Here is a 25,831-nt window from a genome sequence, read left to right as displayed (position 1 = left end):
CGCCTGCTTCGGATCCGAGAAGCGTGTATAGCTGTAGACTTTTGCGCCATTCGTTGGCATGCGGTGGTCTCAGGGAAGGAAAAAAAATATTATACATTGCCCATCACTAGGCAACCCGAAAGCGATCCTGATCTTCACTGCGTTCCTGCCACAGTTCGTCGATTCGTCCCGCGCCATCACGCCGCAATTCGCGGTGCTGGGCGCACTGTTCCTGGCGCTCGAATGGGTCGCCATCGCCGCTTACGCCTACATGGGCCTGCACATGCGCCGCTGGTTCGCCAAGCCGTCGGGCAAGCGGATGTTCAACCGCTGCTGCGCGGGGCTGCTGTCGGCGGCGGCTTCCGTGCTGCTGATGGCACGGCGCACCTGAAACATGAAACCCACTGTGGAAGCGAGCCTGCTCGCGAAAGCGGTGGTACAGCCAACATTGAAGTGGCTGACACTACGCCTTCGCGAGCAGGCTCGCTCCCACAGGGGCATTGATCTGATGGCGAATGAGCAGAATTCCCTGTCGATTTTCCGGTGGAGGCTGCCCCTGCCCCGTTCTATGCTGCGTCCATGAACCTACATCACACGCTGCTTCCGCCCCACGCCGAGATGGTTCGCGCCATGCTCGAGCGCGACACCGCCTACGAGGGGGTGTTTTTCACTGCGGTGAAAACCACCGGGATCTTTTGCCGTCCCAGCTGTACGGCGCGCAAACCCAAGCCCGAGAACGTCGAATTCTTCGCCCATGCCGATGAATGTTTGTCCGCTGGCTACCGCGCCTGCCTACGCTGCAAACCGTTGAATGCCGCGGCCATCGCGCCGGACTGGGTGCAGAAATTGCTCAAAGCGGTGGACGCCGCCCCCGAACTACGCTGGACCGACGCCCAGTTGCTGGCCGAAGGCATCGAGCCGCTGAAGTTGCGGCGCTGGTTCAAGCAGCATTTCGGCATGACTTTTCATGCCTGGCTGCGCACCCGGCGCCTGGGCATGGCATTGGATGGCATCAAACAGGGCGACTCCATCGACAGCGCCGCGTTCGATTCGGGCTATGAATCCCTGAGCGGTTTCCGCGATGCGTTCCAGAAATCCTTCCACATCACCCCCGGTCGCGCCGCCAACAGCGAACCCTTGCTGTTCACCCGGCTGACCACGCCACTGGGGCCGATGATCGCCATGGCCGAACGCCGTGGGCTGGTGTTGCTGGAGTTTCTCGATCAGGCGTCGTTGCCCCGGGAAGTCGAAGCCCTGCAAAACCGGTTCGGTTACGCCGTGGCGCCGGGGCATAACGTGCATTTGCAGCACATCGAAGAACAACTGGCCGAGTACTTTGCGGGCAGTCGCACCGAATTCAACGTTGCCCTGCACATGCCCGGCAGCGAGTTCTCCCGCCAGGTCTGGGCCGAGCTGGCAAAAATCCCCTACGGCCAGACCACGACTTACGGTGCTATCGCCACCCTATTGGGCAAGCCCGGCGCCAGTCGCGCTGTGGGCCTGGCCAACGGTCACAACCGCCTCTCGATTGTGGTGCCTTGCCATCGCGTGATCGGTGCCGACGGTTCGTTGACAGGCTACGCTGGAGGCCAACCGCGCAAGGCGTTCCTGCTCAGGCTGGAAAACGCTGCGGTACAACTCACCGAACAACTCGCATTGTGATCCCCTTGTGTTTTTCATAAGGAAAGAAATTCGATGGACAGACTCGACACTCAATTTCACCAATTGCATCAGGACGGTCTGCTGATCCTCACCAACGTCGCCGACGCCGCCGGGGCGCGGCTGGTGGAGCAGCTGGGCAACAAAGCGGTGGCCACCAGCAGCGCGGCGGTGGCTTGGGTTCATGGGTACCCGGATGGCAACACCCTGCCCCTTGAACGCTTGGTATCGACGGTCGAATCCATTGCACGGGTGATCTCGGTGCCATTGACTGTGGACATTGAGGCGGGTTACTCCGACGATCTGGCTCGAGTTGCACAGGTAGTAGACGCGGTGATCGCCGCCGGGGCCGTGGGTATCAATATCGAAGACGGTGCCGCATCCCCCGAATTACTTGCCCGCAAGATAGAAACCGCTCGCGAGGTCGCCGATCGGCGTCATGTGAATCTGTTTATCAACGCGCGCACCGATGTGTACCTCAGAAGTCTGGTTCCCGCCGAAGATCGCGTGGCAGAAGTCCTCCAGCGCGCCGCGCGGTATCAGGCAGCCGGCGCCAACGGCTTGTTCGCGGCGGGTGTCACGTCGGACTATGAGATCAAAGCGCTGTGCCAGGGCACGCCACTGCCGTTGAATGTGCTTGGGCTACCCGGTCTGCCGTCGCCTGAAGCGTTGCAAGGACTTGGCGTGCGTCGCCTGAGCGCTGGCTCGGGCATCGCCGAGTTTCTTTACGGCGCCATGGCGTCACTGACCAAAAGCTTTCTGCAGAACGGCAAACTCGACAGCCACGACATCAAGGCGCTGACCTATGGCGAAATCAACGCGCTGTTGAAACCGTCCGGGAAAGCCTGAGCCCATGCGCGACCGCTACCAGCTGGCCACTGATTTTTTATCGTCACTCGATGATGACTGGCGTCAGCACATCGCCGTGGTCGGCCCGTGCCTGCATCAACCCCATGCCGCACGAGATCCCTATGAATCGCTGGTCAGGGCGATTGCCTACCAGCAACTGCACGCCAAGGCGGGCGATGCAATTGTCGGGCGGCTGCTGGCGTTGTTCCCGTCGGCTTCGTTTCCCAGGCCTGAGCAGATCGTCGCCACGGATTTCGATCAACTGCGCAGTTGCGGGTTTTCCGCCAGCAAGATCGCCACCATCCAGGGCATCGCCCAGGCGACGCTGGACGGTGTGGTGCCGGATTACGCCACCGCGTTGGCGATGGATGATGAGGCGCTGATCGAGCGTCTGATCACCCTGCGCGGCGTGGGGCGCTGGACCGTGGAGATGTTGTTGATCTACAGCCTGGAGCGACCGGACATTTTGCCGGCCGATGACTTCGGTGTGCGCGAGGGTTATCGGCGGCTCAAGGGGCTGGAGGTTCAGCCGACGCGCAAGCAGATGATCGAAATCGGACTGGAATGGAGCCCGTACCGGACGGTAGCTTCCTGGTATTTGTGGCGGGTGCCTACCCGATAGACCGCGTTATCGTTCTTCGCGCAATACCTTAAAACAGTTACAAGCCTCGCTATATACACCCGGCAGTTTTACTGTGCCTCTGGCAATGAACGATTTCATTACCGGCATTAATAAACTCATTGAAACAACCAGGGATCGGTTATGACACAAGGAAAGCTGAGTGCCTTATGCACACTAACAGCCACATTAATATTCTCTACATCCATTGTCGCGACGGACTTCGGCGAAGGCCTTACCCATGAATCCGACGCGGTATTACTTAAAAATCAGGATGATCACTACACGCGCTGGAATGGCATTGGAAAGATATTCCGGAACGACGACCCCGGCTGTACCGCCAGCCTGATAGACACTCGCGACGAGAACGCCCGGGCCGTCGGCCCGGCTTACTTGCTCACCGCCGCACACTGTGTGCCTGGAGTGCTTCAGCGCCCGCTGGCTCCAACAGATAAACACAACGTAAAGTTCAATTATTTCACCGACACTTCCACCCACTATAAAACCTACGCCATCAAGGACATCGTCTGGAAGGATTTTTACCAGACTGACCTGGCAATCATGGAACTGGACGTCGCACTCGATACCCTGATCAAGCAAGGCATCACCCCGATTGCTCTCGCCTCTCAATGGTCGAAGGACGCTTCAGATGTATTGATCGTTGGTGCCCCCGGAGGTCTGGAACAATCCGGATTGCGTTTGGCGGCCTGCTCTCAGAGGCCTACGGCGGCCACACTGGTGGAAGGCGACCGGGTCTTTTTCAGCTCCTTGAAAAACAGTTGCCGCGACATACGCCCCGGTTCCTCGGGAAGCCCTGTGCTTGACAGGCAAAGCGGCGAAATCCTCAGTGTTCTGTCGACGAGCACCCACGGTGCAACGGCGGACGAGCAGTGCTTTGGAAACGCACCCTGTGAAGTAAAAAACGGGAAAGTCATTTGGTCACCCGACACGCACTATGCTTATCCAGTGGATTATTTAATGAGTTGTTTCAACAACGGCGTTTTCACCCAGAACTCGAACATCTGCAAGTCCGATGTTGCTTTCCAGTTGACCGAATTGAAATATTGGCCAACCCAGTATATGACCATGCCAGAACATGCAAACAGCCCGGACCCTATTCTCAACGCACAGTTCTCGTTAAGCACTCCTTACTACCGCTTCAAGACGGTAAGAGACGCCATGGATTGCAAGTCTGCGCGAAACTACAGCGGCACTCTTGATGCCAGGGACGCCATGCTCGACACGCCTGTCAGCCGAGAGGTCGGCATGCACTATCTGTGTGTCGTTGGTGTGGAATCCGCCGAACAAAGACCGACTGCCGCTTTAATGAAAAGCGTCTGGATTACTCCAGCACAACTGGTGGAAAGAACGCCGGTTCGGCCACCGGAACCCACCATTCGTTTAGGCGCCGACTGGAATTACAGCGTCAAATGGCGTTATCGGGTTCCAACCCACTTCGGCGCACTTTATTACTCCGGCCCAATGGCGGAAACCGACTGCAGCAAGATAAAAATTACTGATTACACAAAAACCTTTGAAGAGGTGACGTTTATGGCCGAGCAATTGCCCTTGAGGCTTTGCAGCAGAAATGAGGATTTGAGTGGCCGTTACTCGGATGTTCGTGCTGACCTGCTGGCGTTGCCCTGACGGTTGATCACGAGCCGGTTCGCTCTCCCACAGGAGACTGCATTGCGACGGTGTGAGCGAGCCGGCTCGCGAAGATGTCAACACTTTCGCCGCCTGTCTTCTAGGCTAAACCGCATCACTTCAGCCACCGGAGGCCACCATGCATCTCGAAGGCTCCTGCCATTGCGGCGCGGTGTCGTTCAGCCTGAACAGCGCCCACCCCTACCCTTATCAACGCTGCTATTGCTCGATCTGCCGCAAGACCCAGGGCGGTGGCGGTTTTGCGATCAATATTGCCGGTGATGCCAACAGCCTGAAGGTACGCGGGCGCAAGAACCTCGCGATTTACCATGCCCTGCTCAAGGGCGAAGGCGAAAAGCGTGCTCACCGCAGCAGTGCCGAACGGCATTTCTGCTCGGTTTGCGGTTCGGGTTTGTGGCTGTTCAGCCCCGAATGGCCGGAGTTTATCTACCCGTTTGCGTCGGCCATCGACACACCACTGCCGGTACCGCCGGAGCACACCCATCTGTTGCTCGGTTCCAAAGCGCCCTGGGTGAAGGCCGAAGTCGAGCCTGACGACAAGCAGTTCGATGACTATCCCGAAGAGTCCATCGCGCAATGGCATGAGCGCCTGGGCTTGAGCTGCTAGGCCCTTTCACAGTCTTTGACAGTTTTGCGACAAAGCTGCCAAAGATTGCGCGTCAATGGCCACCTAGCATGGGGCATCCAGATTTCCCCGGGTGCCCTATGTTCCGTCCATTGTGTCTGTCGTTGACTTCCTGCTGCCTGCTCCTGCCTTCCACTGCCTCACATGCCGAAGACTGGCGCTACAGTCTGCGTGCCGGCGCCGCCAGTGCACCGCGCTACAGCGGCAGTGACGAGCGAGTGATCGCACCGTTGGTGGGCGGCGAGATCGTCAGTCCATATGGCGTATTCCTCGATAGCGAACGGGGCCTGGGCTGGGCTTTTGACGAGGACGATTTCGGCCTCAGCGTGTACATCGGCGCCAGTGATGTGCGCAAGGATCGCAAGCGTGGGTACAAAGGCTCGGACGAGCTCAGTGGCATGGGTTCGATCAAGTCTCGGCCTGTACTGGGGCTGGACGGAACCTATCACATGGGGCCGCTCATACTTGGCGCGGAATTTGAGCATGCGCTGGAAAAAGACGCTGACGACCATGACACGGGTTCGTCGTGGAACCGCTTGAAACTGAGCATTAGCGCACCGCTGTATGACGGCGAGTATGGCAAGGTGATGGGCAGCCTCAACAGTCAGTTCGGCGATGGCGACTATGTGCGCACCTGGTATGGCGTCAGCGCGGCACAAGCCTCGCGCAGTCAGTTCAGGGTCCATGACACCCAGGGCGGGCTGGTAGTTGCCCGGACAGAGACAAGAAGCAGCGAAAACCGGCCATGAAGGCCGGTTTTCAGTGATGTTTCATGCTTTTAAGAGTTTTTTACATTCTCAGTGCATCAGGCCGCCGCCGGCACGCCACTGTGGAAACGAAACTCCACATCCGGTGATTCAATCAATGCTTGCTCGGCGGCACGAACCTTGTCGATCACCTGCGCAATGTCCTTGGCGTCCCCATACTGGTAAGCCAGTTTCAGGTAACCCTGGAAGTGCCGGGCTTCGCTTTTGAGCAGGCCAAAGTAGAACTTGCCCAGTTCTTCGTCCAGATGCGGCACCAGTGCCTCGAAACGTTCGCAACTGCGTGCTTCGATGAACGCACCGACCACCAGGGTATCCACCAGTTTTACCGGTTCGTGGCTGCGCACCACCTTGCGCAGACCCGAGGCGTAACGCCCGGCGGACAGCTGACGCAGCTCGATCTTGCGCTTTTTCATCAGGCGCATGACTTGTTCGTGGTGTACCAGCTCTTCCCGGGCCAGCCGCGACATCATGTTGATCAGGTCGACATGGGAGTGATATTTAGCTATCAGGCTCAACGCGGTGCTGGCGGCCTTGAATTCGCAATTCTTGTGGTCGATCAGCAGGGTTTCCTGATCGGCCAACGCGGCCTGGACCCAGCCGTCGGGAGTGCGACAGCCAAGGAACTCGTGAATTTCGGGAAGGATCATGGGGCCCACGGGATAATAGGTTCAAAACGAAGGGCGCCGATTATACCGGCCTGCCGGCAGACCACCAGTCGCCGACCGTTGATATGTATCAACACCCGGGCGTCAGGGCAGCAACTATAGTTGTGCAACGCCATGCTTTTTCATTTTCAGGAGATCCCGATCATGCAAGCCATACGCAGCATTCTGGTGGTCATCGAACCCGAACACTCGGAAAGCCTGGCGCTCAAACGGGCCAAACTGATTGCCGGCGTGACCCAGGCGCACCTGCACCTGCTGGTGTGCGACCCCAAGCACGATCACAGCGCCATGTTGAGCGTGCTCAAGGCCGCGCTATTGGAGGACGGTTACAGCGTCACCACCGAGCAGGCCTGGAATCAGAGCCTGCATGAAACCATCGTCGATGTGCAGCAGGCGGAGGGCTGCGGCCTGGTGGTCAAGCAGCATTTCCCCGACAGCGCGCTGAAAAAGGCCCTGCTGACCCCGGCAGACTGGAAACTGCTGCGTCACTGTCCGACGCCGGTCCTGCTGGTGAAAACCGCCGGCTCCTGGAAGGACAAAGTGATCCTGGCAGCCGTCGACGTTGGCAACGTGGACCCGGAACACCGCCACTTGCACAACACCATCATTGATTACGGCTATGACATCGCCAGCCTGGCCAAGGCCCATCTGCACGTGATCAGCGCCCACCCCTCCCCCATGTTGTCGTCGGCGGACGCCACGCTGCAACTGAGCGAAACCATCGAGGCGCGTTATCGCGAACAGTGCAGGGCGTTCCAGGCGGAATTCGACATCGACGATGAGCACCTGCACATTTCAGAAGGCCCGGCGGACGTGTTGATTCCGTTTATGGTGCACAAACTGCAGGCGGCAGTGACGGTCATCGGCACCGTGGCGCGTAGCGGGTTGTCCGGGACGTTGATCGGCAATACGGCGGAAGTGGTGCTCGATGCGGTAGAGAGTGATGTGCTGGTGCTCAAGCCGCAGGAGATCGAGGATCATCTGGAGGAGATTGCGAACAAGCATTGAGATTGTCGGCGTTTGTCAGGACGCCTTCGCGAGCAGGCCCGCCTCCACAGTTGTCATGCATTTCCCTGTGGGAGCGAGCCGATCGCGAAGCTTCTAACAATCACCCGCCAAACGCATCCTTGAGGAAACCGGGGGCGATATATCGCTGATAATGCGCCTCGGACAGCAGGAAAAACTCCCGATCAATGGCATCGCGCAACTCAGGCAGGTTCCAATCGCGGAACTCTGGCAATAACACCATCCCGTAGGCCTCCAGATTATTGATGACCCGCGCACCCCGGGCGATCAACTGGTAGGCCCAGCAATAAGCCGACTGATGCGGCACGAAGCGGATCTTGCGCTGCTCCAGCTGGGTTCTGAGCAGCGACGCATCGAAAATCTCGACCTTGGCTGCCATCACTTGGGACAACAGCTGCTCCAGACGCAGCCATACCGCACGTTTTTCTTCTTCGTTGTAGCCGTTCCAGTGAATCACTTCATGGTGGAAACGCTTGCAGCCACGGCACACCAGGTCACCGTAGACAGTGGAGCAAAGGCCGACGCAGGGCGTCTTGATGGTCTGATTGGGCATAGGTAGGCAGAACACGAAAAAGCAAAACAGGCCGGCATGTTAGCCCTTTGTCCGGTATTGATCACCCCTCAAAGCTCAGCGCTTGAGGCTCTGTCGCACTCTGGAGACTGTTCGCCACCAAAGTCCAATAGCGCCTGACTTACCTTTAATTTTTTTTTGCCGTAGAATCAGCCAGCCTTTTTAGGCGCCAATGTCCGTTAGAAGCTGTTTTCAAAGCGTCACGAGCACAGTCGTTCCTTCAGAGCGGTGTTGGCGAAGGTTTTTTCCAGCGGGGAAGAATCCGACGCCAACCCTCATCAGCTCCCGTTCTGCAGGCGTAAAACTTTGAAAGCAGCTTCTGTAAGGAATTGTCGGTAATTCTGGCTAAGTGGCTCACAACGCCATGCAGCGCATGAGTACGGCAATTTCGGGATGAGCGTCCCGGACACCCATTTGGGACCACTGATGAGGGTAATAACTGTGCTTGAAGCCTACCGCAAACATATCGAAGAGCGTGCAGCACTGGGTATCGTTCCCCAGCCGCTTAACGCCGAACAAACTGCAGGCCTGGTCGAGCTGCTGAAAAATCCCCCGGCTGGCGAAGATGCTTTCCTCGTTGACCTGATCACCAATCGCGTTCCACCTGGAGTGGACGAAGCAGCCTATGTAAAGGCCGGCTTCCTGTCCGCCATCGCCAAAGGCGAAGCCAAATCCCCCCTGATCGACAAAAAACGCGCTGTTGAACTGCTCGGCACCATGCAGGGCGGCTACAACATCGTGACCCTGGTGAACCTGCTGGACGACGCCGAACTGGCGCCAGTGGCCGCCGAAGAACTCAAGCACACCCTGCTGATGTTCGATGCTTTCCACGACGTGGCTGAAAAAGCCAAGAACGGCAACGTTCACGCCAAAGGCGTACTGCAATCCTGGGCTGACGGCGAGTGGTTCGTGAAGCGCCCTACCCTGGCCGACAAGATCAGCCTGCGCGTATTCAAGGTGACTGGCGAGACCAACACCGACGACCTGTCCCCTGCTCCCGATGCCTGGTCCCGCCCGGACATCCCGCTGCACGCCCTGGCCATGCTGAAAATGGCTCGCGACGGCATCGTGCCTGACGCACAAGGCGTCACCGGTCCGATGAAGCAGATCGAAGAAATGCGCAATTCCGGCTTCCCGATCGCCTACGTCGGCGACGTGGTCGGTACCGGTTCTTCGCGTAAATCGGCGACCAACTCCGTACTGTGGTTCTTCGGCGACGACGTTCCTTACGTGCCGAACAAGCGTGCCGGCGGTTTCTGCTTCGGCAGCAAGATCGCTCCAATCTTCTACAACACCATGGAAGATGCCGGCGCACTGCCAATCGAATTCGACGTCTCCAACATGCACATGGGCGACGTGATCGACCTGTACCCGCATGCCGGCAAAGTCTGCAAGCACGGCACCGACGAAGTCCTGACCACCTTCGAAATGAAGACTCCGGTCCTGTTGGACGAAGTTCGCGCCGGCGGCCGTATTCCGCTGATCATCGGCCGCGGCCTGACCGAGAAGGCTCGCGCCGAGCTGGGTCTGCCACCTTCGGACCTGTTCAAGAAGCCTGAAGCACCGGCTGAAAGCACCAAGGGCTACACCCTGGCGCAGAAAATGGTCGGCAAGGCTTGCGGCGTGACCGGCATCCGTCCGGGCACCTACTGCGAACCGAAGATGACCACCGTGGGCTCCCAGGACACCACCGGTCCAATGACCCGTGACGAACTGAAAGACCTGGCGTGCCTGGGCTTCTCGACCGATCTGGTGATGCAGTCCTTCTGCCACACCGCGGCCTATCCAAAGCCGATCGACGTGACCACCCACCACACCCTGCCTGACTTCATCATGACCCGTGGCGGCGTGTCCCTGCGTCCGGGCGATGGCATCATCCACTCGTGGCTCAACCGCATGCTGCTGCCGGACACCGTCGGCACCGGTGGTGACTCCCACACCCGTTTCCCGATCGGTATCTCGTTCCCGGCCGGTTCCGGCCTGGTCGCGTTCGCCGCTGCCACCGGCGTCATGCCGCTGGACATGCCTGAATCGATCCTGGTCCGCTTCAAGGGCAAACTGCAACCAGGCGTCACCCTGCGTGACCTGGTTCATGCCATCCCTTACTACGCGATCCAGAAAGGTCTGCTGACCGTCGAGAAGAAAGGCAAGAAGAACGCCTTCTCCGGCCGCATCCTGGAGATCGAAGGTCTGGAAACCCTGACCGTCGAGCAAGCCTTCGAACTGTCCGATGCCTCGGCCGAACGTTCGGCTGCCGGTTGCACCATCAAGCTGTCCAAAGAGTCGATCGCCGAATACCTGAAGTCGAACATCACCCTGCTGCGCTGGATGATCGGCGAAGGCTACGGCGATGCCCGCACCCTGGAACGTCGTGCTCAAGCGATGGAAGCCTGGCTGGCCAACCCTGAGCTGCTGGAAGCGGACAAGGACGCCGAATACGCCGAAGTCATCGAGATCGACCTGGCCGACGTCAAGGAGCCAGTGCTCTGCGCGCCGAACGACCCGGACGACGCCCGTCTGCTTTCCAGCGTTGCTGGCGAGAAGATCGACGAAGTGTTCATTGGTTCGTGCATGACCAACATCGGTCACTTCCGCGCTGCCGGTAAACTGCTGGATCAGGTCAAGGGTCAGCTGCCAACCCGTCTGTGGCTGTCGCCGCCGACCAAGATGGACGCTCACCAGTTGACCGAAGAAGGCTACTACGGCATCTACGGCAAGGCTGGCGCCCGCATGGAAATGCCAGGCTGCTCGCTGTGCATGGGTAACCAGGCACGTGTAGAGCCGAACTCGACCGTTGTGTCGACGTCGACCCGTAACTTCCCGAACCGTCTGGGTGACGGCGCGAACGTCTACCTGGCTTCGGCCGAGCTGGCGTCCGTGGCTTCCATCCTGGGTCGCCTGCCGACCGTCGAGGAGTACATGGAATACGCTGGCAAGATCGACAGCATGGCGGCCGATGTCTACCGCTACCTGTCCTTCGACCAGATCGCCGAGTTCCGTGAGGCTGCTGCGAACGCCAACATCCCGGTCGTTCAAGCCTAACGCTGCAACGCAATAAAAAACGCCGCCCATCGTGAGATGAGCGGCGTTTTTTTATGCCTGGAGTATTGAGAGGCCAACTGCCCCGATTCACTTGAAACCGAGGCGCCCCATTCGCGAGCAGGCTCGCTCCCACAGGTACTGCGCAACCCTTGTGGGAGCGAGCCTGCTCGCGAAAGCGGACTCACAGACCACAGGACTTATCAGGCACTCAGCGAATAGATCAACGCCGAAATCGCCACCAGCCCCACCGCCACCACAAACACATTCGACGCCTGACCACGGAAGCGCGCCATGGCCGGTACCTTGCGGATGGCATACATCGGCATCAGGAACAGAATGGCGGCGATCACCGGGCCGCCCAGGGTTTCGATCATGCCGAGGATGCTCGGGTTGAGCGTGGCGACGATCCAGCACACCACCAGCATGAAAGCCGCGGTCATGCGGTCCAGGGTCTTGGCCGCCGGACGTTTGCCGCTTTTGACGATCAAGCCTTTCAGGCCTTCGCTGGCGCCGATGTAGTGCCCCAGGAACGACTTGGAAATGGCCACGAATGCAATCAACGGTGCCGCGAAGGCGATGGTCGGGTTGCTGAAGTGGTTGGCCAGGTACGACAGGATCGACAGGTTCTGCGCTTTCGCTTCGGCCAGTTGTGCCGGCGACAGGGTCAGCACGCAGCTAAAGACGAAGAACAGCACCATCACCACCATCAAGGCGTGGGCGCGGGACAGGATCTGCGAGCTGCGCTGCTCGGCGTGGTCGCCGTAACGACGCTTCTGGTCCACCGCGAACGCCGAGATGATCGGCGAGTGGTTGAACGAGAACACCATCACCGGGATCGCCAGCCACAGGGTGTGCAGCAACGCCGACGGCTCGGGCAGCGTGCTGGCCGTGGTCAGGATGCCGCCGTTCCAGTGCGGAATCAGGAACACCGCCAGGAACAGCAAGGCGACGATGAACGGGTAAACCATCAGGCTCATGGCCTTGACGATCACTTGCTCACCGCAACGCACCACTGCCAGCAGGCCGAGGATCAACACGAACGACAGCACCGCGCGTGGCGGCGGCATGATGTGCAGTTGATGTTCAAGGAAGCTGCCCACGGTGTTAGTCAGGGCTACGCTGTAGATCAGCAGGATGGGGAAGATCGCGAAGAAGTACAGCAAGGTGATCAGCGCGCCGGCCTTGAGACCGAAATGCTCTTCCACCACTTCGGTGATGTCGGCGCCTTCACGACCGGACAGCACGAAGCGGGTCAGGCCGCGGTGTGCGTAGAAGGTCATCGGGAACGCCAGCAACGCCAGGATCAGCAGCGGCCAGAAGCCGCCCAGGCCCGCGTTGATCGGTAAAAACAGGGTGCCCGCACCAATCGCCGTGCCAAACAGGCCCAGCATCCAGGTGGTGTCTTGGCGATTCCAGCTCGAAAGGGTCGCGGGTGTCGCTGCTACATAGCGTTCGTTAACGCTATTGGCCTGATCATTCATCCGGTGGGATCTCCACATTCCGGTCACTTGCCACCCGGCCGGAACGCGTCGGAATACCCGACAGGCAGCGCCCGGCCGAAACAGGGGCGCGATTGTCCGGGATTAGTGAGCAGAAGCAAAGACTTAGGTGAGGAACGGTGGTGCCAAATCGGGATATGGCGAATGACGATTAACCCTGTGGGAGCGAGCCTGCTCGCGAAAGCAGTGTGTCAGTCGCATCAACATTGGATGTGCCGCCGTCTTCGCCAGCAGGCTAGCTCCCACAGGGGTTCCAGGATATTCAACCTCTGCGTTTCATCGCCAAACAACGATCCGCACTTGATAAAGGTCCATCATCATGTATTTTTAAACAACCTGTCTTCGATCTGGAGTCACTCCATGCCACTGGTTCGCGTCGAAATCAAAAAGCAGCAGGATCCCACCTACGCCAAACGCATCGGTGAGCTGATCTACGCCGCCATGCACAGCACCATAGGCGTGCCCAAGGACGATAACTTCCAGATCCTCGCCGAACACGACGAACATCATTTCATTTTCGATCCGAACTACCTGGGCATCCCGCGCAGCGACAAGCTGGTCATCATCCAGATCACCCTCAGCGAAGGCCGTACCGTCGAGCAGAAGAAACGGCTCTACAAAACCATCGCCGAAAGCCTTAACTCAGAACTGTCGGTGCGCCTGGAAGATGTTTTCATTAATCTGGTGGAAGTGAAGAAGGAAAACTGGTCGTTCGGTAACGGCATTGCCCAGTACGCCCTCTGACTTTTCAACCCCATTACCTGTGAGCCGCCAATGCCCCGAGTTTCCCGCAAGCAAGCCGACCTCAATCGCGAAACCATTGTCGACGCCGCTACACGGCTGTTCCGCGAGCGCGGCCTGCATGGGATCAGCGTCGTCGATGTGATGGCCGCGGCCGGCCTGACCCATGGCGGCTTCTATGGTCACTTCGAGTCCAAGGAGGCCTTGGCCAAAGAGGCCAGCGAACGGGTATTCAAAGAAGTGGGTGCACGCTGGCGGGAACGCATCTCCACCACCGACGACAAAGCCGCTGCGCGCCGCGCGCTGATTGAGCCGTACCTGTCCGCCCACAGCCGCGACAACCCCGGTGACAGCTGCCCGGTGGTGGCCTTTGCCGGCGACATGTGCCATGAAACCGCCGATAGCGGCCTGCGCGAACCGTTCATGGAGGGGCTGAACCGACTGCTCGATTCGTTTGGCAAACTCATGGATTCGGACGATGCCAGCGAAAACCGGCAACAGGCGCTGGTGCAGTATTCAATGATGGTCGGCGCCCTGACATTGGCCCGGGCCACCCGGGGCGAGGCCTTGTCCGATGAAATCCTCGAGGCTGCGCTCAGCTATCTGACAGCGCAAAAGCCATGACCCCTCCCCAACCTGAATATTCAGTGTCGTAGAAAACGATCGCAGGCCGCTCCAGCTCCTACACTGAGAGACGCGGCTCCGAAGACAGCATTGCCAAAACGTCCCGGAGCCAGCACTCTCAAGCGACGTTCGAGCCGATATCCGCTGCCCACAGGAGCCAAGCATGCCCGCAACCGTTCTGGTACTGGTTGAAACCATCAATGAATACCTGCCCATCCTCGAACATCAGGGTTTTCACCTGATCCTTGCCCCGACCCCCGCCGAGCGCGCCGAAGCCATCAGCCGCCACGGTGCCCGGATCGATGCCGTTCTGACCCGCGGCCCCCTGGGCCTGTATACCGATGAAATTGCCGCCCTGCCTAACCTGAAGATCATCTGCGTGATCGGCGCCGGCTATGAAATGGTTGACCTGCAAGCGGCCGCCGACCGGGGCATCACCGTCACCAATGGCGCCAGCGTCAATGCCTCATCCGTGGCCGACCACGCCATGGCCCTGCTGCTGTCACTGGTGCGGGATGTGCCGCGCTGCGATGCCGCCGTGCGCCGGGGCGAGTGGCCAAAAATCATGCGCCCGTCCCTCGCCGGCAAACACTTGGGCATTCTCGGCCTCGGCGCTGTCGGCATGGCCATTGCCAAGCGCGCCGCCGCAGGCTTCGACATGAGCGTGTGCTACCACAACCGCCAGCATCGCAGCGACGTGCCCTACGACTTCTGCTCGACCCCCACCGAACTGGCACGCGCCTCGGACTTCCTGATCGTCGCCACCCCTGGCGGCCTGGGCACCAAACACCTGATCAACCGCCAGGTACTCGACGCGCTCGGGCCGAAGGGCTTTCTCGTCAACATTGCCAGGGCCAGCGTGGTGTCCACCGCCGACCTGATCACCGCACTGGAACAGCGACGGATCGCCGGTGCCGCGCTGGACGTTTTCGATGCCGAGCCGCAGGTGCCGGACGCGCTGAAATGCCTGAACAACGTGATCCTCACACCCCACGTCGCCGGCCTGTCGCCGGAAGCGACCCAAGGCACCGTGGAGCTGGTGGGCAAGAACCTGGTGGCGTTTTTCTCCGGTCAACCGGTGCTGACACCGATCGAGCTACCACTGCCAAGCGTCAACGTGCACGTCCATTAAAGGACGCCGAGCAGTGTCCAGAGCCGGCGGGACTCGGCGTCGGCGCTGATCAACTCACCCAGCAACTCGCTCAACGGCTTGTTGCCCCACTCCACGCCTCGTTTAATCAGATACGGCACGGGGCTGTGGGGCTCGGTACGCGACAGATACTCGGCAATGACCAAGAGTTGCCGATAAGCGTCTTCGCGACTGGCCGGCTCGCGAAACACCTGTGGTACTGGCGTTGCCGGTGACTCGGGCTGCGGTTCCAGCATTGCAGCCGGTGCAGCGTCGACGGAAGGTGGGGCAGGCTGTCTTGGGTGCATGGCGATGAACTCCCGGACCAGCGTCATCAACGCTTCAATCATGTCTTGCAAGGGACGAAAACCCGGCCCCTGATTGCCAAGTTGCTGATCACTCCAATCCTGGAGCCGCTGCAGTTGTTGCAGACTGAGCTGCAGGTGGTCTTGCATGCGCAACCAGGAGGACAAAGGCGCTGCGCGGACCTGCTCGACGAGCCTTTTCCGTTCGCTGCGCGCGTTTTCCGCCGAAGCCTTTGCACCCTTGCTGTCGTTGCCCTGGACCTGTTGCAGCTGCAAGCGTCGCCAGCTGTCGAGGCAAAAAGACTCGAATTCGCTGTTGCCGGGTTCGAACAGTGGCACCCGGGTCAACAGCACCTCACTGTAGCGCCGCACCAGCCATTCCAGAGGGATCACCCGCCAGGACTGATCGCCGTCCTCGGCCTGTGGGTGAAGCTGTTGCGGATAGCGTTCACACAGCCCGGCCACCAGCGCCAGACTGTCAGGCAATCCCTCAAGCCCGGACTGATGCAACCAGGCTTCACCCAGCCAGGCGCTGAGCATCAGGTCCTTGCTCCGCTCGCGCAACAGGCTCGTCGCCAGCGCTTCCACTTCAGTCCATTGCGCCCGTTTGATCGACGATTGCCATACTCCGGTGGGCAGGCTGGTGTCGTCCTCGCGGCGCATTTCACGCAACAGATCGAATTCACGCTCGTAGCGCAGATCCTGCCCACAGGGAGCCTCGGCGCTGATCGGGTCCAGCAGTTGGCTGATCCGTTGCGACGGTGACGTTGATGGCAGGTTCACAAGCCCTCCTCGTGCAGCGAATTGACGGCGGTTGTCCCCGTGAACGCAAACGGCGAACGCGGAGCCCGGGTCGGCGGTGGTTGAATCGACAAGGGCAACTTCGAACCTTGGCTCATCAGCGACAGGCGCACAAACATCAGGGTTTGCCCGGAGGTTACATTGGGTTGTGCCGTGACCGGCAGGCGCAAGCTCAGCGGGAACTCCGTGTAGTCCACGTCAGGCTGGCGCTGAACGGAAAAGTGCGAGCGCATCAGGCGCAACAACGACCAGGGACCGCTGTACTCCCACGCGGCCTCCAGGTCGCGCACGACCAGGGTCGGTTGCAACGGATCATTGGCCGGGCGCTCGGAACCATTGCGTGCCCAACGCAAGGTCAGGCGGATCGGCTGTCCGACCATCCAGCGCAGGTTCGGTTGCGGTTCACCGGGGTAGCTGACCTGCTGGTTGCCGGCGATCAGGCTCCAGGCAATCACCTGATCGGCACCCCGTTCTTCGTCACGATCGGTACGCCAGCGCACATCCATTTCAACCCCGAGGATGCCGCTCTTGTCCCGAATGAACATCGGCCCCAACCAGGTGCCGGCCTGTTTCAGGCGGTTGAGAAAATCCTCGGCGGCCAGTCGTTCGGGGGTCTGGTTCAGTTGCAAGCCGGCCTGGGCCACCGGCAGCCGCTTGTCGATCAACTCCAGCAAATGCTGCACCCGCGCCGGGTCGGCATCCGCGACCTGCAAGCCATTGGCAAAAGGGAAGCGATCCGCCAAGTACTGATTGAAGTAATTGGCCAGGTCATTCCAGGCGGCTGAAGCCTGCTGCTGTTGCAGCCACTGGCAGCGCTGCATGGCGCTTTGCTGCAGATCAAGTGCACGCATCGCCAGAGTACCGCGCCCGCCGGACAGGTTGGCGGTTTGCAGGATCTGGCCGCAGGACCCGGTGTCCATGTCAATGAAATCGCGGCTGACCAATTGCTCGATCTGCGCCGGCGAGCTGGCCGGGTTCTGATCCTTGTACTTGAGCAGCTCTTCATTAAGCGCGCTGAACTGCGTCACGCGTTCGTAATCCAGCGCCGGCAGGTTCTGTTGCTGTGTCTTGAGCCACTCCAGCGCCGAGGTGCGGCGTTCGGTGATGCCGAGCATGGTGTTGAACTGCTGCTTGAGGGTCAGTTTCAGTTCCTGCACATCGCTGGCGCCAAACAGTTGCAAGCCCAGGTTTTTCGAGCCGTCCCACTGACTGATTTGCGCGCGCCCGCCGAACAGCGGCTGCGCCACCACTTCATTCAGGCCATCGGTAATCTGCGCCATGGCACGGCGGTTCAGGGCGCTTTGCAAACGGGTCGCGAGGTCGCTGCGGCGCACTTCGACAAAGGCTTTTTGCAGCGCGATCGCCTGGGGGGCCTGCACATTGAATACGCCATAGGCATGAGTCTGGTCATTGTGATTCTTGATGCTTTGCCACATGGCCTTGGCCACCGCGCCTTCGGCAGCCTGCATCAGGGCGCCGCGATAATCCGCCGGGATACGTGGCAACTCTTCGGCGACATAGTGCTTGTAGCTGGCAAAATAATTCAGTGCCGCGTTGAGGTCATCGCCATCGACGTTTTCACCCTGCATGGCCACGTCATCCGACTGATCCGAGTGCATCGCCAGGGAAACGAAGTCACGCTTGAACAGCGCCTGCACCGCGTTATCCAGTTGCACCACATGTTCCTGTAACACCAGTTGCCCACCGCCCTGCTGCGCCAGCAGATTGCCCCGCGCCCCCAACTGTGCGATCCATTGGTCACGGAAACGCTGTTGCAAGGTCGACGCTTGCAGCTCCAGGCGTTGTTCCACCTGCGGCCCGAGCAAGGCACTCTGGCGCACCTTGTTCATCATGTCCCGATAACCCGGTACCAGGTCCTGCCCCTTGCCCCGCCCCCACGCCGAATTGGTCAAGCCGATCTGCGCTTGCAGGTCATCCACCCGCCCACGCAAATCTTCCAGTTCGGTCAGGGAGTTGCCACTGCCGACTTCCAATTGTTCCAGGTGCAACTTGAGGTAGCCGGCCTGGCGCACGAAGTTGTCGGCCAGGAAATATTGATCCAGCCAGCGCTCCATGAGCCCGGAGAAGTTTTCTTCGATCAACGCCCGGTCCGTGTTCAGGTCCAGGGCCTTGAAATCGGTATCGAACAACAAGCGGTTGTAGTAATTGGCGTGCCGCAGCGTGCCGGCATTGAGGTTCAGCGACAGTGCGTTGTTGCTCAGCTGCACCAGATCTTCAAGTGGCGCCTTGGGGCTGTTCAGGGCCTGGCTGAACCACTGGTTCTGTTGCTCAAGGCTGACCGCCAGCGACACCAGCTCGGTGGCCTTGACGTAGTTCTGCCACTGGGCCGGGTCCTCGCTTTCCACATTGCCACGGCGTTCGGTGTTACGGATGGATTTGAGTTGGTTCATCTCGGACGTCAGCAGCGCCTGCAGCGGAAGCAACAAATGACGCCGAGACGTCTCACGCAGTTCGCTCTCCAGTCGTTCATCCAGCGAGGAGAACCAGGACGTGGGGTATGCCAGGGAGGTGAATGTCCAGCGCGGCGCTTTTTCCAGCACCCGCCAGAAACTCTGGACATTGCGCCGCGTCGGCTCCAGCCAGTGATTTTCGTCAGTGACCACCACGAAGTTTTTCTGCGCCGCCTGCAGGTGGCGCGCCAGCTCATGGGCGTCTTTTACCGACTGCTGCCAGACCCACACCATGCATCCTGCCCAGATCACACCCACCACCAACGACAGCGTGACGGCCAGACGCTGCCAGCGTTGGCGCAGGCGCAAAAGGCGCGGCACCACCTGCGCCAGGCCGCGCTCGGCCACCACTCGCTGACGCCATAACTGTCGGACAAACGCGTTCTGTTGCAAGTCGCTGTCGTCGGCTGAAAAGCTATCGGGGGCTGCATCCGCCGGCTCGTTCGCGGTGAAGTAAATGCCGCGAAAGCGTGGCGCCTCGCCTTGAGAGTTACCCTGGAACACTGGTTCCAGAAGGGTTTGCAAGGGGCGGCGCAAGGTTTCGAAACGCTCCGGCAAAGCGTACAGGTCACTGCTCAGCTGGCCGGACAAGGCACCGATCTCGATGATTGACTCCGACAGTGCCCGGTACACTTGATCCAGCGCATTATCAGTGTTCTGCGATTGCCAGGCCGCGTCCGGACCAAACGGCGAAGACCATCCCAGCGTGCGCTCTCGGGCCTCTGGCGGCAGGGCCGAGATCAGCTCCTGAAACCCCGGCAGCTCCTCCAGGCCGGTCACCACCACATACACCGGCAAGCTCAGCCCGAACCGTTGCAGCAGGTCGATAAACCGCCGACGTGCTTCGAGCCCCAGGCTGGCGGCCTGTTCCACGTTGCTCAAACGACTGGCCGGCACGGTCCAGATCACGCCGTCCAGCGGCCGCTTGCTGCGCAGGCGCAAGATCAAGCCCAGCAGCCGCCACCAGCCACCGCGTTGCCGTTTAATCGCTTCATCCGGCAAAAACAGCGCCTGGGGAACGACCAGCACCGCGCCATCGGAATCGGACCACCAGCGTCCAAACCACGCGGGTTTATCCGTGGGTTGCAGCTGCCACCGGCGGCACAACTGCGAGCCCTGGGTTTCATTGCCGAGCATCAGCAGCCAAGGCATCTGATAGCGATCCTGAATGCCCTGTTCCTGCTCCATGGCACGCACGGCCATGTAGAAACTGCGGATCGCCGCGCCGCTCTGGGTGCGCCACCACCACAGTGCCAACAGCAAAACCGCCAGCAACAACAGCGCCACGACGATCAACGCGACGATCGCCAAGGGACTCATTCGCCTTGCTCCGCGGCCACGTCGGACAGCTGCAATACCGGTTCGAGTTCCTGGCTGATATCGCGCCAGAACAACTGCCCCATACCGGTCAGCAATATCACTATCCCGAGGATGCCCAATCCCAGACGCACGCCATCGGGCAATGACTGGCGCACCGGCAACTGCACCGGCGCAACGAGCGCCGGCTGTTGCAGCCTGGCGCTGACATCGTCGTAACCGGCCTCGTGTTGCCAGGCGAAGGTGTACAACGCCAGCCGCCATTTTTCATGCTGCACCTGACTTTGCTCGCCGCGCAGGCGACCCTGGAATCCGAGTATCAGGCATTGCAGATAGACATTGGCCAAATCGCGGGTGGTGGGAACCTGTTCGTCCAGCAATACCTTGATCGCCAGCGGCAACTGCTCACCCGCCTGGCGACTGGCGTAGAGCCGCGATTCCAGGGGCTTTTCCTGCCAGGCCGCTTGCCCCGGCCACGGCGTGAACAACAACGTTTCATCGATCAGCGCCACAAAAGCGTAGACCAGCGCCTTGACGTGATCGGTGGCGGCATCACCGACCCGGGCAAACGCTGTACGCCACAGACGCTGGGAGGCCTGGGTCGACAGTTCGACGACCGCCTCCACCAGGGAATCGTCTTCACTGTCCTTGGGCAACTCATTCCAGGCCTGGAACCATTGCTGCCAGGCATCGCGAAAAGCGCTGCTCAACGGTGCATCCTGAAGACCTCGTGTGCCCTTTGCGCTGACTTGCGACATGCCACACCCCTTCCCTGATCACGCCTCTTCGTTGGCCTGAGCGACAAACAGCACCACTTGCCACGGACTGCTGGCCGGCTTGGAGGCTGGTGCCGCAATCACCAGTGGCAGCTGCCCGTCGAACCACGAACCTTCGGCCGTCACCACGAACAACCGAGTGTCGTCGCCGACGCTATAGGCCACCTGCTCGTTGCGACTCATGGCCTGATGCGCCAAGCCACTCATGCGCTGGCGGCCGAGCAGTGCAATGTGCGGCGCCGAGGCAATGATCGCCCCACGCAGCCATTCGCTGGCGGCCTGTTCGCTGGCGCCGTTGGGCATGCGCAGACCGATGACCAGTCGTTGACTCGGTTGATCGTCGGGCAGTTGAATCGTAAACATCTGCTCGCTGCGGTCGAAGTTCAGACTGCGATAGCCAGCGCGGATCAGCTCCAGGGTCTTCTCCAGCCAATCGAGTACCTGCTCGTAGCCGCGTTGCAGCTCGAGAAAATCCAGAGGCGCAAACGCCGGCACCCCGGCCAGCGGATCGAGGGCCGCCCAGGCACCGGCCATTCCGAGCAGTTGACCGTACAGTCCTTGTGGCGTCGCCAGGCGATTGTTCAGCGTGCCTTCGACCTCCGGCAGGCGTGCCCAGAGCGCAGTCAGTTGTCGGCGAATCTCCAGCGCATCGTCCTGATTGCCGGCCTGCTGCGCCTGACGCAGACGCCCGGCGAGGAACATGCACTTTTCCCGCGCCCGGGCACACAACCCGGCCACTCGCCGACCGAGCACCGACTCGGGCAACAGGCAAGGCGTGGGTGGCGTGTAAGGCAACGCGTGGAAGCCGCCACCTTCCTTGCGGATTTTCAGCAACGGCAGACAGATCGAATCCGCCTTGTTCAATTGCGTGCACAGCCGTGGATTGGGCCGCCAGACGGTGATCGACTCCGGGTATTCGCCGCTGGTCAGATCCGGCAATGCCTCCCCAACCACCGATTGCAGGCGCCCCTTGAGCGGCAGCAACTGACCGGCACGCCACAACGGGCTGATCGCCAGGTAGACCGTGACCGTGGCATCGTCGGTGGCGTTGATCGCCTCGCCGACATCCAGCTCCAGCATCGGCCCCACGCCGGCTTGAATGTTGACCGGCAAGCCGTCGGGCAAGGTGGCCTGAAGCTGCAGCACTCGCACCCGCCCGCCGCTCAAGGCTGAAGGATCGAACTCGACCCGGCTCACGCCCCAGAACCACGGATTGCAGGCTTGCGCCAGATGCGCCACCAGCGCCTCGGCCCGCAACCCTTGCAACTGAAAATGCTGAGGCAGCAATTGCATGCCTTCATGCCAGCAAACCGCGTCAGGTAGCAGACTCATACGATTCCCTTCGACGTCCTTGGGTACCGCCCACACCGGCGGCTGGCGCTGTTACTGCGAGGGACGATTGCTGACCAGGTTCATCTCGCGACTGTCGAACTTGAGCCAGGCGTCGCTCTGATCATCCAGGCGCAACCGGTGCGCTCCGGGAGTGTTATAGCTGGCGAAGACCAAAAGTCCAGCCGCCCGCTTGCCCCCCAGGGGAAAGGGTTGACGATCGAGGAACTGGCCTGGCACCAACTCCAGCCCCCACACCGAGATCAGTTGACGATAGTCGCGCTGGAACTGCTCGCGCTCGGCGAACCATTGCCGGGCCGTGATGCCGGATAATTGCTTGAGCAGGTCAGGATCGTTGACCGCGATGAAGTCCACGGCGATCGGTGTGTTGTCGTTGGCCCGTGGCGCGACATCCAGGGTCAGGCTGTCGAGGTCGACCCGTGGCCCGAACAGCGAGCACCCGCAGAGACTCAAGAACAAGATCGCGACAAACACTCGTGCAAACAAAATGAATTTTCCTTTTCGCTGGTCAGTCCGAATTTGTTTTCGCTTGCATTTTTATAGACCTGTTCTAGCGTCTTGGGTAGTTCGGCGCCCCTGCCGAATGTGGAAGGTTTGTCAAAGGAACGACAGGTCCATCTGCCACCCTTTCTAACCTAAGGTCCAGCAAGGGAAAGCGATGAGCGGGCCACCCCGATGCATTGCGCCCGCCTCATGCATCGGAGTCAGCCACCATGGCAGAAAGTACTCAGCACAAACTCGACCGGGTTCGCCCGCCCAGAGTGCAAATCACTTACGACGTAGAAATCGGCGACGCCATCGAAAAAAAGGAGTTGCCGCTGGTGGTGGGTATTCTTGCCGATCTCTCCGGAAAACCCCTTGAGCCCCTGCCCAAACTGAGTGAGCGGCGCTTCACCGAAATCGACCGCGACAACTTCAACGAAGTGCTCGCCTCGATAACTCCGCGCGCCACCTTGCAGGTCAACAACACCCTCAGCGGCGACGACAGCAAGCTCAACATCGAGCTGAACTTCAAGCACATCGACGACTTCGACCCGGTCAAGGTGGTCGAGCAAGTGACCCCGCTGCGGCGGCTGTTCGAAGCCCGCCAGCGTCTGCGCGACCTGCTGACCAAACTCGACGGCAACGATGATCTGGACAAGCTGTTGCGCGACGTCATCGCCAATACCGAGGGCCTGCAGGAAATCAAATCGGCCCGCCCGGACACCGCCGCACCCGCTGGCGACACCGACGCCCAAACCGCGGCCGAACCGCAAGCCTGATCGCTCACTCATTCAGGGAGACTCCGTCATGCCCGCCACCGCCTCAAGCCAAGCCAGCGACAGTACGACCCAGACTTTATCCCTGCTCGACCGCATCATCGCCGAGGGCCGCATGGCCCATGACGACAGCCAGCAGGATTACGCCCGCGACATGCTCGCGGAGTTCGCCACCCAGGTGCTCGACGAAGGCATGGCCATCGACAAGGACACCGTGGCGATGATCAACGACCGCATCAGCCAGATCGACGAACTGATCAGCGCCCAGCTCAACGAAGTGCTGCATCATCCGGACCTGCAGAAGCTCGAAGCCTCCTGGCGCGGCCTGCACCTGTTGGTGCAGAACACCGAAACCAGTTCACGACTGAAACTGCGTTTGCTCAATGTCACGCAGAAAGAGCTGCAGAACGACCTGGAAAAAGCCGTCGAATTCGACCAGAGCGCGTTATTCAAGAAGATCTACGAAGAGGAATACGGCACCTTCGGCGGCCACCCGTTCAGCCTGCTGGTGGGTGACTACACCTTCGGCCGGCATCCCCAGGACATCGGCTTGCTGGAAAAACTGTCGAACGTCGCCGCCGCTGCCCACGCCCCGTTCATTGCCGCCGCCAGCCCGAGACTGTTTGACATGAACAGCTTCACCGAACTGGCCGTGCCGCGGGATCTGTCGAAAGTCTTCGAAAGCCAGGAGTTGATCAAGTGGCGCTCGTTCCGCGAGAGCGAGGATTCGCGCTACGTGTCGCTGGTGCTGCCGCACTTTCTCCTGCGTCTGCCATATGGCCCGGAAACCTCGCCGGTGGAAGGCATCAACTACGTTGAAGACGTCAACGGCACCGATCACAGCAAATACCTGTGGGGCAACGCTGCCTGGGCCCTGTCGCAGCGAATCACCGAAGCCTTCGCCAAATACGGTTGGTGCGCGGCGATTCGTGGCGCCGAAGGCGGTGGCGCAGTGGAAGGCTTGCCGGCGCATACCTTCCGCACCAGTTCAGGCGACCTGTCGCTCAAGTGCCCGACCGAAGTGGCCATCACCGACCGCCGGGAAAAGGAGCTCAACGACCTCGGTTTCATCGCCCTGTGCCACAAGAAAAACAGCGACATCGCCGTGTTCTTCGGCGGCCAGACCACCAACAAGTCCAAGGTCTACAACACCAACGAGGCCAATGCCAACGCACGGATCTCGGCGATGTTGCCCTACGTGCTCGCCGCGTCGCGCTTCGCCCATTACCTGAAGGTAATCATGCGCGACAAGGTCGGCAGTTTCATGACCCGCGACAACGTCCAGACCTACCTCAACAACTGGATCGCCGACTACGTGCTGATCAACGACAACGCGCCGCAAGAGATCAAGGCGCAGTACCCGTTGCGCGAAGCCCGGGTAGACGTCACCGAGGTGGCCGGCAAGCCTGGCGCCTATCGGGCCACGGTGTTCCTGCGACCGCACTTCCAGCTGGAAGAGCTGACCGCGTCGATCCGCCTGGTCGCCACGTTGCCGCCACCGGTCGCTGCCTGACCCACCATGCTCCCGCCGGATACTCCGGCGGGGCTCTCCTTTATCTAGCGCGATAACCTTCTGGAGTTTTATGCGATGGATGCAATCATTCTCGACCTCGGCGGTGACATCAAAGGCGACAGCCTGCTTGAGGGCTACACGGACAAGATCGAAGTCATGTCCTACAGCCACAACGTGGCGATGCAAGTGACCAACGACGTCAGCAACTCGGAGCGTACCTCCGGCAAGCCGCACATCGGAGAGTTCACCCTGACCAAATTCGTCGACAGTTCGACCCCTTCCCTCAACGAATACTGCTGCGCCGGCAAACCGATCCCGGAAGCCAAGATCACCGTTGGTCGCAACGCCGCCGAAGGCAGCGGTCAGCTGATGCCATTTATCATCTACACCCTGACCAATGTGGTGCTGTCCAATGTCAGTGTCAGCGGCGGCACCGGAGGCAAACCGGTGGAAACCCTGTCGCTGAACTTCACCAAGATCAAGTGGGAACTCACAGCGCAAAAAGACGACGGCACCAAAGAAGGCACGGCCGCCTCGACCTGGGATATGGCCGCCAACAAGTTGGTCAAGTAAGCG

Annotated in this window: 22 protein-coding genes and 1 pseudogene; 15 read left to right on the top strand and 8 right to left on the bottom strand. The window is 60.2% G+C overall.

The features are described 5' to 3' along the window. Nucleotides 1-43: 43 nt before the first annotated feature. From AC07ZE_RS13405 to AC07ZE_RS13375, 7 genes and pseudogenes are all read left to right on the top strand, one after another. Nucleotides 44-370, top strand: a pseudogene (locus AC07ZE_RS13405) (LysE family translocator); the annotation flags it as partial. A 188-nt stretch (nt 371-558) separates the two neighbouring features. Further along, entirely contained in the window at nt 559-1,641 is a 1,083-nt protein-coding gene (locus AC07ZE_RS13400) for a bifunctional transcriptional activator/DNA repair enzyme AdaA (protein ID WP_207265229.1), read from the top strand. Between the two features lie 33 nt (nt 1,642-1,674). Beyond that, a complete protein-coding gene (locus AC07ZE_RS13395; RefSeq protein WP_207265228.1) occupies nt 1,675-2,487 on the top strand; it encodes an isocitrate lyase/PEP mutase family protein in 813 nt (270 codons plus the stop codon). Between the two features lie 4 nt (nt 2,488-2,491). Beyond that, nucleotides 2,492-3,109, top strand: coding sequence for a DNA-3-methyladenine glycosylase family protein (locus AC07ZE_RS13390; protein ID WP_207265227.1), 618 nt, complete (start codon nt 2,492-2,494; stop codon nt 3,107-3,109). 141 nt (nt 3,110-3,250) lie between these two features. Further along, nucleotides 3,251-4,753, top strand: coding sequence for a trypsin-like serine peptidase (locus AC07ZE_RS13385; protein ID WP_207265226.1), 1,503 nt, complete (start codon nt 3,251-3,253; stop codon nt 4,751-4,753). A gap of 139 nt (nt 4,754-4,892) precedes the next feature. Further along, nucleotides 4,893-5,381, top strand: coding sequence for a GFA family protein (locus tag AC07ZE_RS13380; protein ID WP_207265225.1), 489 nt, complete (start codon nt 4,893-4,895; stop codon nt 5,379-5,381). A gap of 98 nt (nt 5,382-5,479) precedes the next feature. After that, nucleotides 5,480-6,148 carry a MipA/OmpV family protein gene (locus AC07ZE_RS13375; RefSeq protein ID WP_207265224.1) on the top strand — a complete coding sequence of 223 codons (669 nt, stop codon included), beginning with the start codon at nt 5,480-5,482 and terminating at the stop codon, nt 6,146-6,148. A gap of 56 nt (nt 6,149-6,204) precedes the next feature. Here AC07ZE_RS13375 and AC07ZE_RS13370 read toward each other — a convergent pair whose 3' ends face one another. Next, nucleotides 6,205-6,813: a MiaE family protein gene (locus AC07ZE_RS13370; protein WP_137805598.1), complete on the bottom strand. Its 609-nt coding sequence runs from the start codon at nt 6,811-6,813 to the stop codon at nt 6,205-6,207. 162 nt (nt 6,814-6,975) lie between these two features. On the opposite strand from AC07ZE_RS13370, the gene AC07ZE_RS13365 reads away from it, so the two are divergent. Beyond that, on the top strand, nt 6,976-7,839 hold the full coding sequence (locus AC07ZE_RS13365; RefSeq protein ID WP_207265223.1) for a universal stress protein: 864 nt from the start codon (nt 6,976-6,978) through the stop codon (nt 7,837-7,839). A gap of 100 nt (nt 7,840-7,939) precedes the next feature. On the opposite strand, the gene AC07ZE_RS13360 is transcribed toward AC07ZE_RS13365, so the two are convergent. Further along, nucleotides 7,940-8,410 (bottom strand): DUF1289 domain-containing protein, encoded by a 471-nt coding sequence (locus tag AC07ZE_RS13360; protein ID WP_096510965.1) that lies wholly within the window; start codon nt 8,408-8,410, stop codon nt 7,940-7,942. 459 nt (nt 8,411-8,869) lie between these two features. On the opposite strand from AC07ZE_RS13360, the gene acnB reads away from it, so the two are divergent. Continuing rightward, complete coding sequence (gene acnB, locus AC07ZE_RS13355; RefSeq protein WP_207267810.1) at nt 8,870-11,470, top strand: bifunctional aconitate hydratase 2/2-methylisocitrate dehydratase; 2,601 nt, start codon at nt 8,870-8,872, stop codon at nt 11,468-11,470. Nucleotides 11,471-11,670: 200 nt separating this feature from the next. Here the strand turns inward: acnB and AC07ZE_RS13350 are convergent, their stop codons facing one another. Continuing rightward, entirely contained in the window at nt 11,671-12,951 is a 1,281-nt protein-coding gene (locus AC07ZE_RS13350; protein ID WP_095194979.1) for a serine/threonine transporter, read from the bottom strand. Nucleotides 12,952-13,329: 378 nt separating this feature from the next. On the opposite strand from AC07ZE_RS13350, the gene AC07ZE_RS13345 reads away from it, so the two are divergent. From AC07ZE_RS13345 to AC07ZE_RS13335, 3 genes are all read left to right on the top strand, one after another. After that, nucleotides 13,330-13,713 (top strand): tautomerase family protein, encoded by a 384-nt coding sequence (locus AC07ZE_RS13345; protein ID WP_207265222.1) that lies wholly within the window; start codon nt 13,330-13,332, stop codon nt 13,711-13,713. A gap of 30 nt (nt 13,714-13,743) precedes the next feature. Further along, complete coding sequence (locus tag AC07ZE_RS13340; protein ID WP_207265221.1) at nt 13,744-14,334, top strand: TetR/AcrR family transcriptional regulator; 591 nt, start codon at nt 13,744-13,746, stop codon at nt 14,332-14,334. A 163-nt stretch (nt 14,335-14,497) separates the two neighbouring features. Beyond that, nucleotides 14,498-15,466, top strand: a complete 969-nt coding sequence (locus tag AC07ZE_RS13335; protein ID WP_207265220.1) for a 2-hydroxyacid dehydrogenase — start codon at nt 14,498-14,500, stop codon at nt 15,464-15,466. On the opposite strand, the gene tssA is transcribed toward AC07ZE_RS13335, so the two are convergent. The 5 genes from tssA to AC07ZE_RS13310 are packed head-to-tail and all read right to left on the bottom strand — an operon-like array spanning nt 15,463 to nt 22,969. Then, nucleotides 15,463-16,551 (bottom strand): type VI secretion system protein TssA, encoded by a 1,089-nt coding sequence (gene tssA / locus AC07ZE_RS13330; RefSeq protein ID WP_207265219.1) that lies wholly within the window; start codon nt 16,549-16,551, stop codon nt 15,463-15,465. The genes AC07ZE_RS13335 and tssA overlap by 4 nt on opposite strands. Then, nucleotides 16,548-20,360 carry a type VI secretion system protein gene (locus AC07ZE_RS13325; RefSeq protein WP_207265218.1) on the bottom strand — a complete coding sequence of 1,271 codons (3,813 nt, stop codon included), beginning with the start codon at nt 20,358-20,360 and terminating at the stop codon, nt 16,548-16,550. The genes tssA and AC07ZE_RS13325 overlap by 4 nt, the downstream gene beginning before the upstream one ends. Beyond that, nucleotides 20,357-21,115: a DotU family type IV/VI secretion system protein gene (locus AC07ZE_RS13320; RefSeq protein WP_207265217.1), complete on the bottom strand. Its 759-nt coding sequence runs from the start codon at nt 21,113-21,115 to the stop codon at nt 20,357-20,359. Before AC07ZE_RS13320 ends, AC07ZE_RS13325 begins: the two co-directional genes overlap by 4 nt. An 18-nt stretch (nt 21,116-21,133) precedes the next feature. After that, nucleotides 21,134-22,465 carry a type VI secretion system baseplate subunit TssK gene (gene tssK, locus AC07ZE_RS13315; RefSeq protein ID WP_207265216.1) on the bottom strand — a complete coding sequence of 444 codons (1,332 nt, stop codon included), beginning with the start codon at nt 22,463-22,465 and terminating at the stop codon, nt 21,134-21,136. Between the two features lie 51 nt (nt 22,466-22,516). After that, nucleotides 22,517-22,969, bottom strand: a complete 453-nt coding sequence (locus AC07ZE_RS13310; protein WP_207265215.1) for a type VI secretion protein — start codon at nt 22,967-22,969, stop codon at nt 22,517-22,519. A gap of 227 nt (nt 22,970-23,196) precedes the next feature. Here AC07ZE_RS13310 and tssB point away from each other — a divergent pair, with 227 nt between their 5' ends. The 3 genes from tssB (at nt 23,197) to AC07ZE_RS13295 (ending at nt 25,828) form a co-directional block, all read left to right on the top strand. Next, complete coding sequence (tssB, locus tag AC07ZE_RS13305) at nt 23,197-23,745, top strand: type VI secretion system contractile sheath small subunit (protein WP_207265214.1); 549 nt, start codon at nt 23,197-23,199, stop codon at nt 23,743-23,745. A 28-nt stretch (nt 23,746-23,773) separates the two neighbouring features. Further along, complete coding sequence (tssC, locus tag AC07ZE_RS13300) at nt 23,774-25,255, top strand: type VI secretion system contractile sheath large subunit (RefSeq protein WP_095194989.1); 1,482 nt, start codon at nt 23,774-23,776, stop codon at nt 25,253-25,255. A 75-nt stretch (nt 25,256-25,330) separates the two neighbouring features. Next, nucleotides 25,331-25,828 (top strand): Hcp family type VI secretion system effector, encoded by a 498-nt coding sequence (locus AC07ZE_RS13295; RefSeq protein ID WP_207265213.1) that lies wholly within the window; start codon nt 25,331-25,333, stop codon nt 25,826-25,828. Nucleotides 25,829-25,831: the final 3 nt, after the last annotated feature.

The organism is Pseudomonas sp. GW101-3H06, assembly GCF_059424605.1.
The sequence above is the reverse complement of the archived record's forward strand: the minus strand, read 5'-3'. Positions and strand labels throughout refer to the sequence as shown.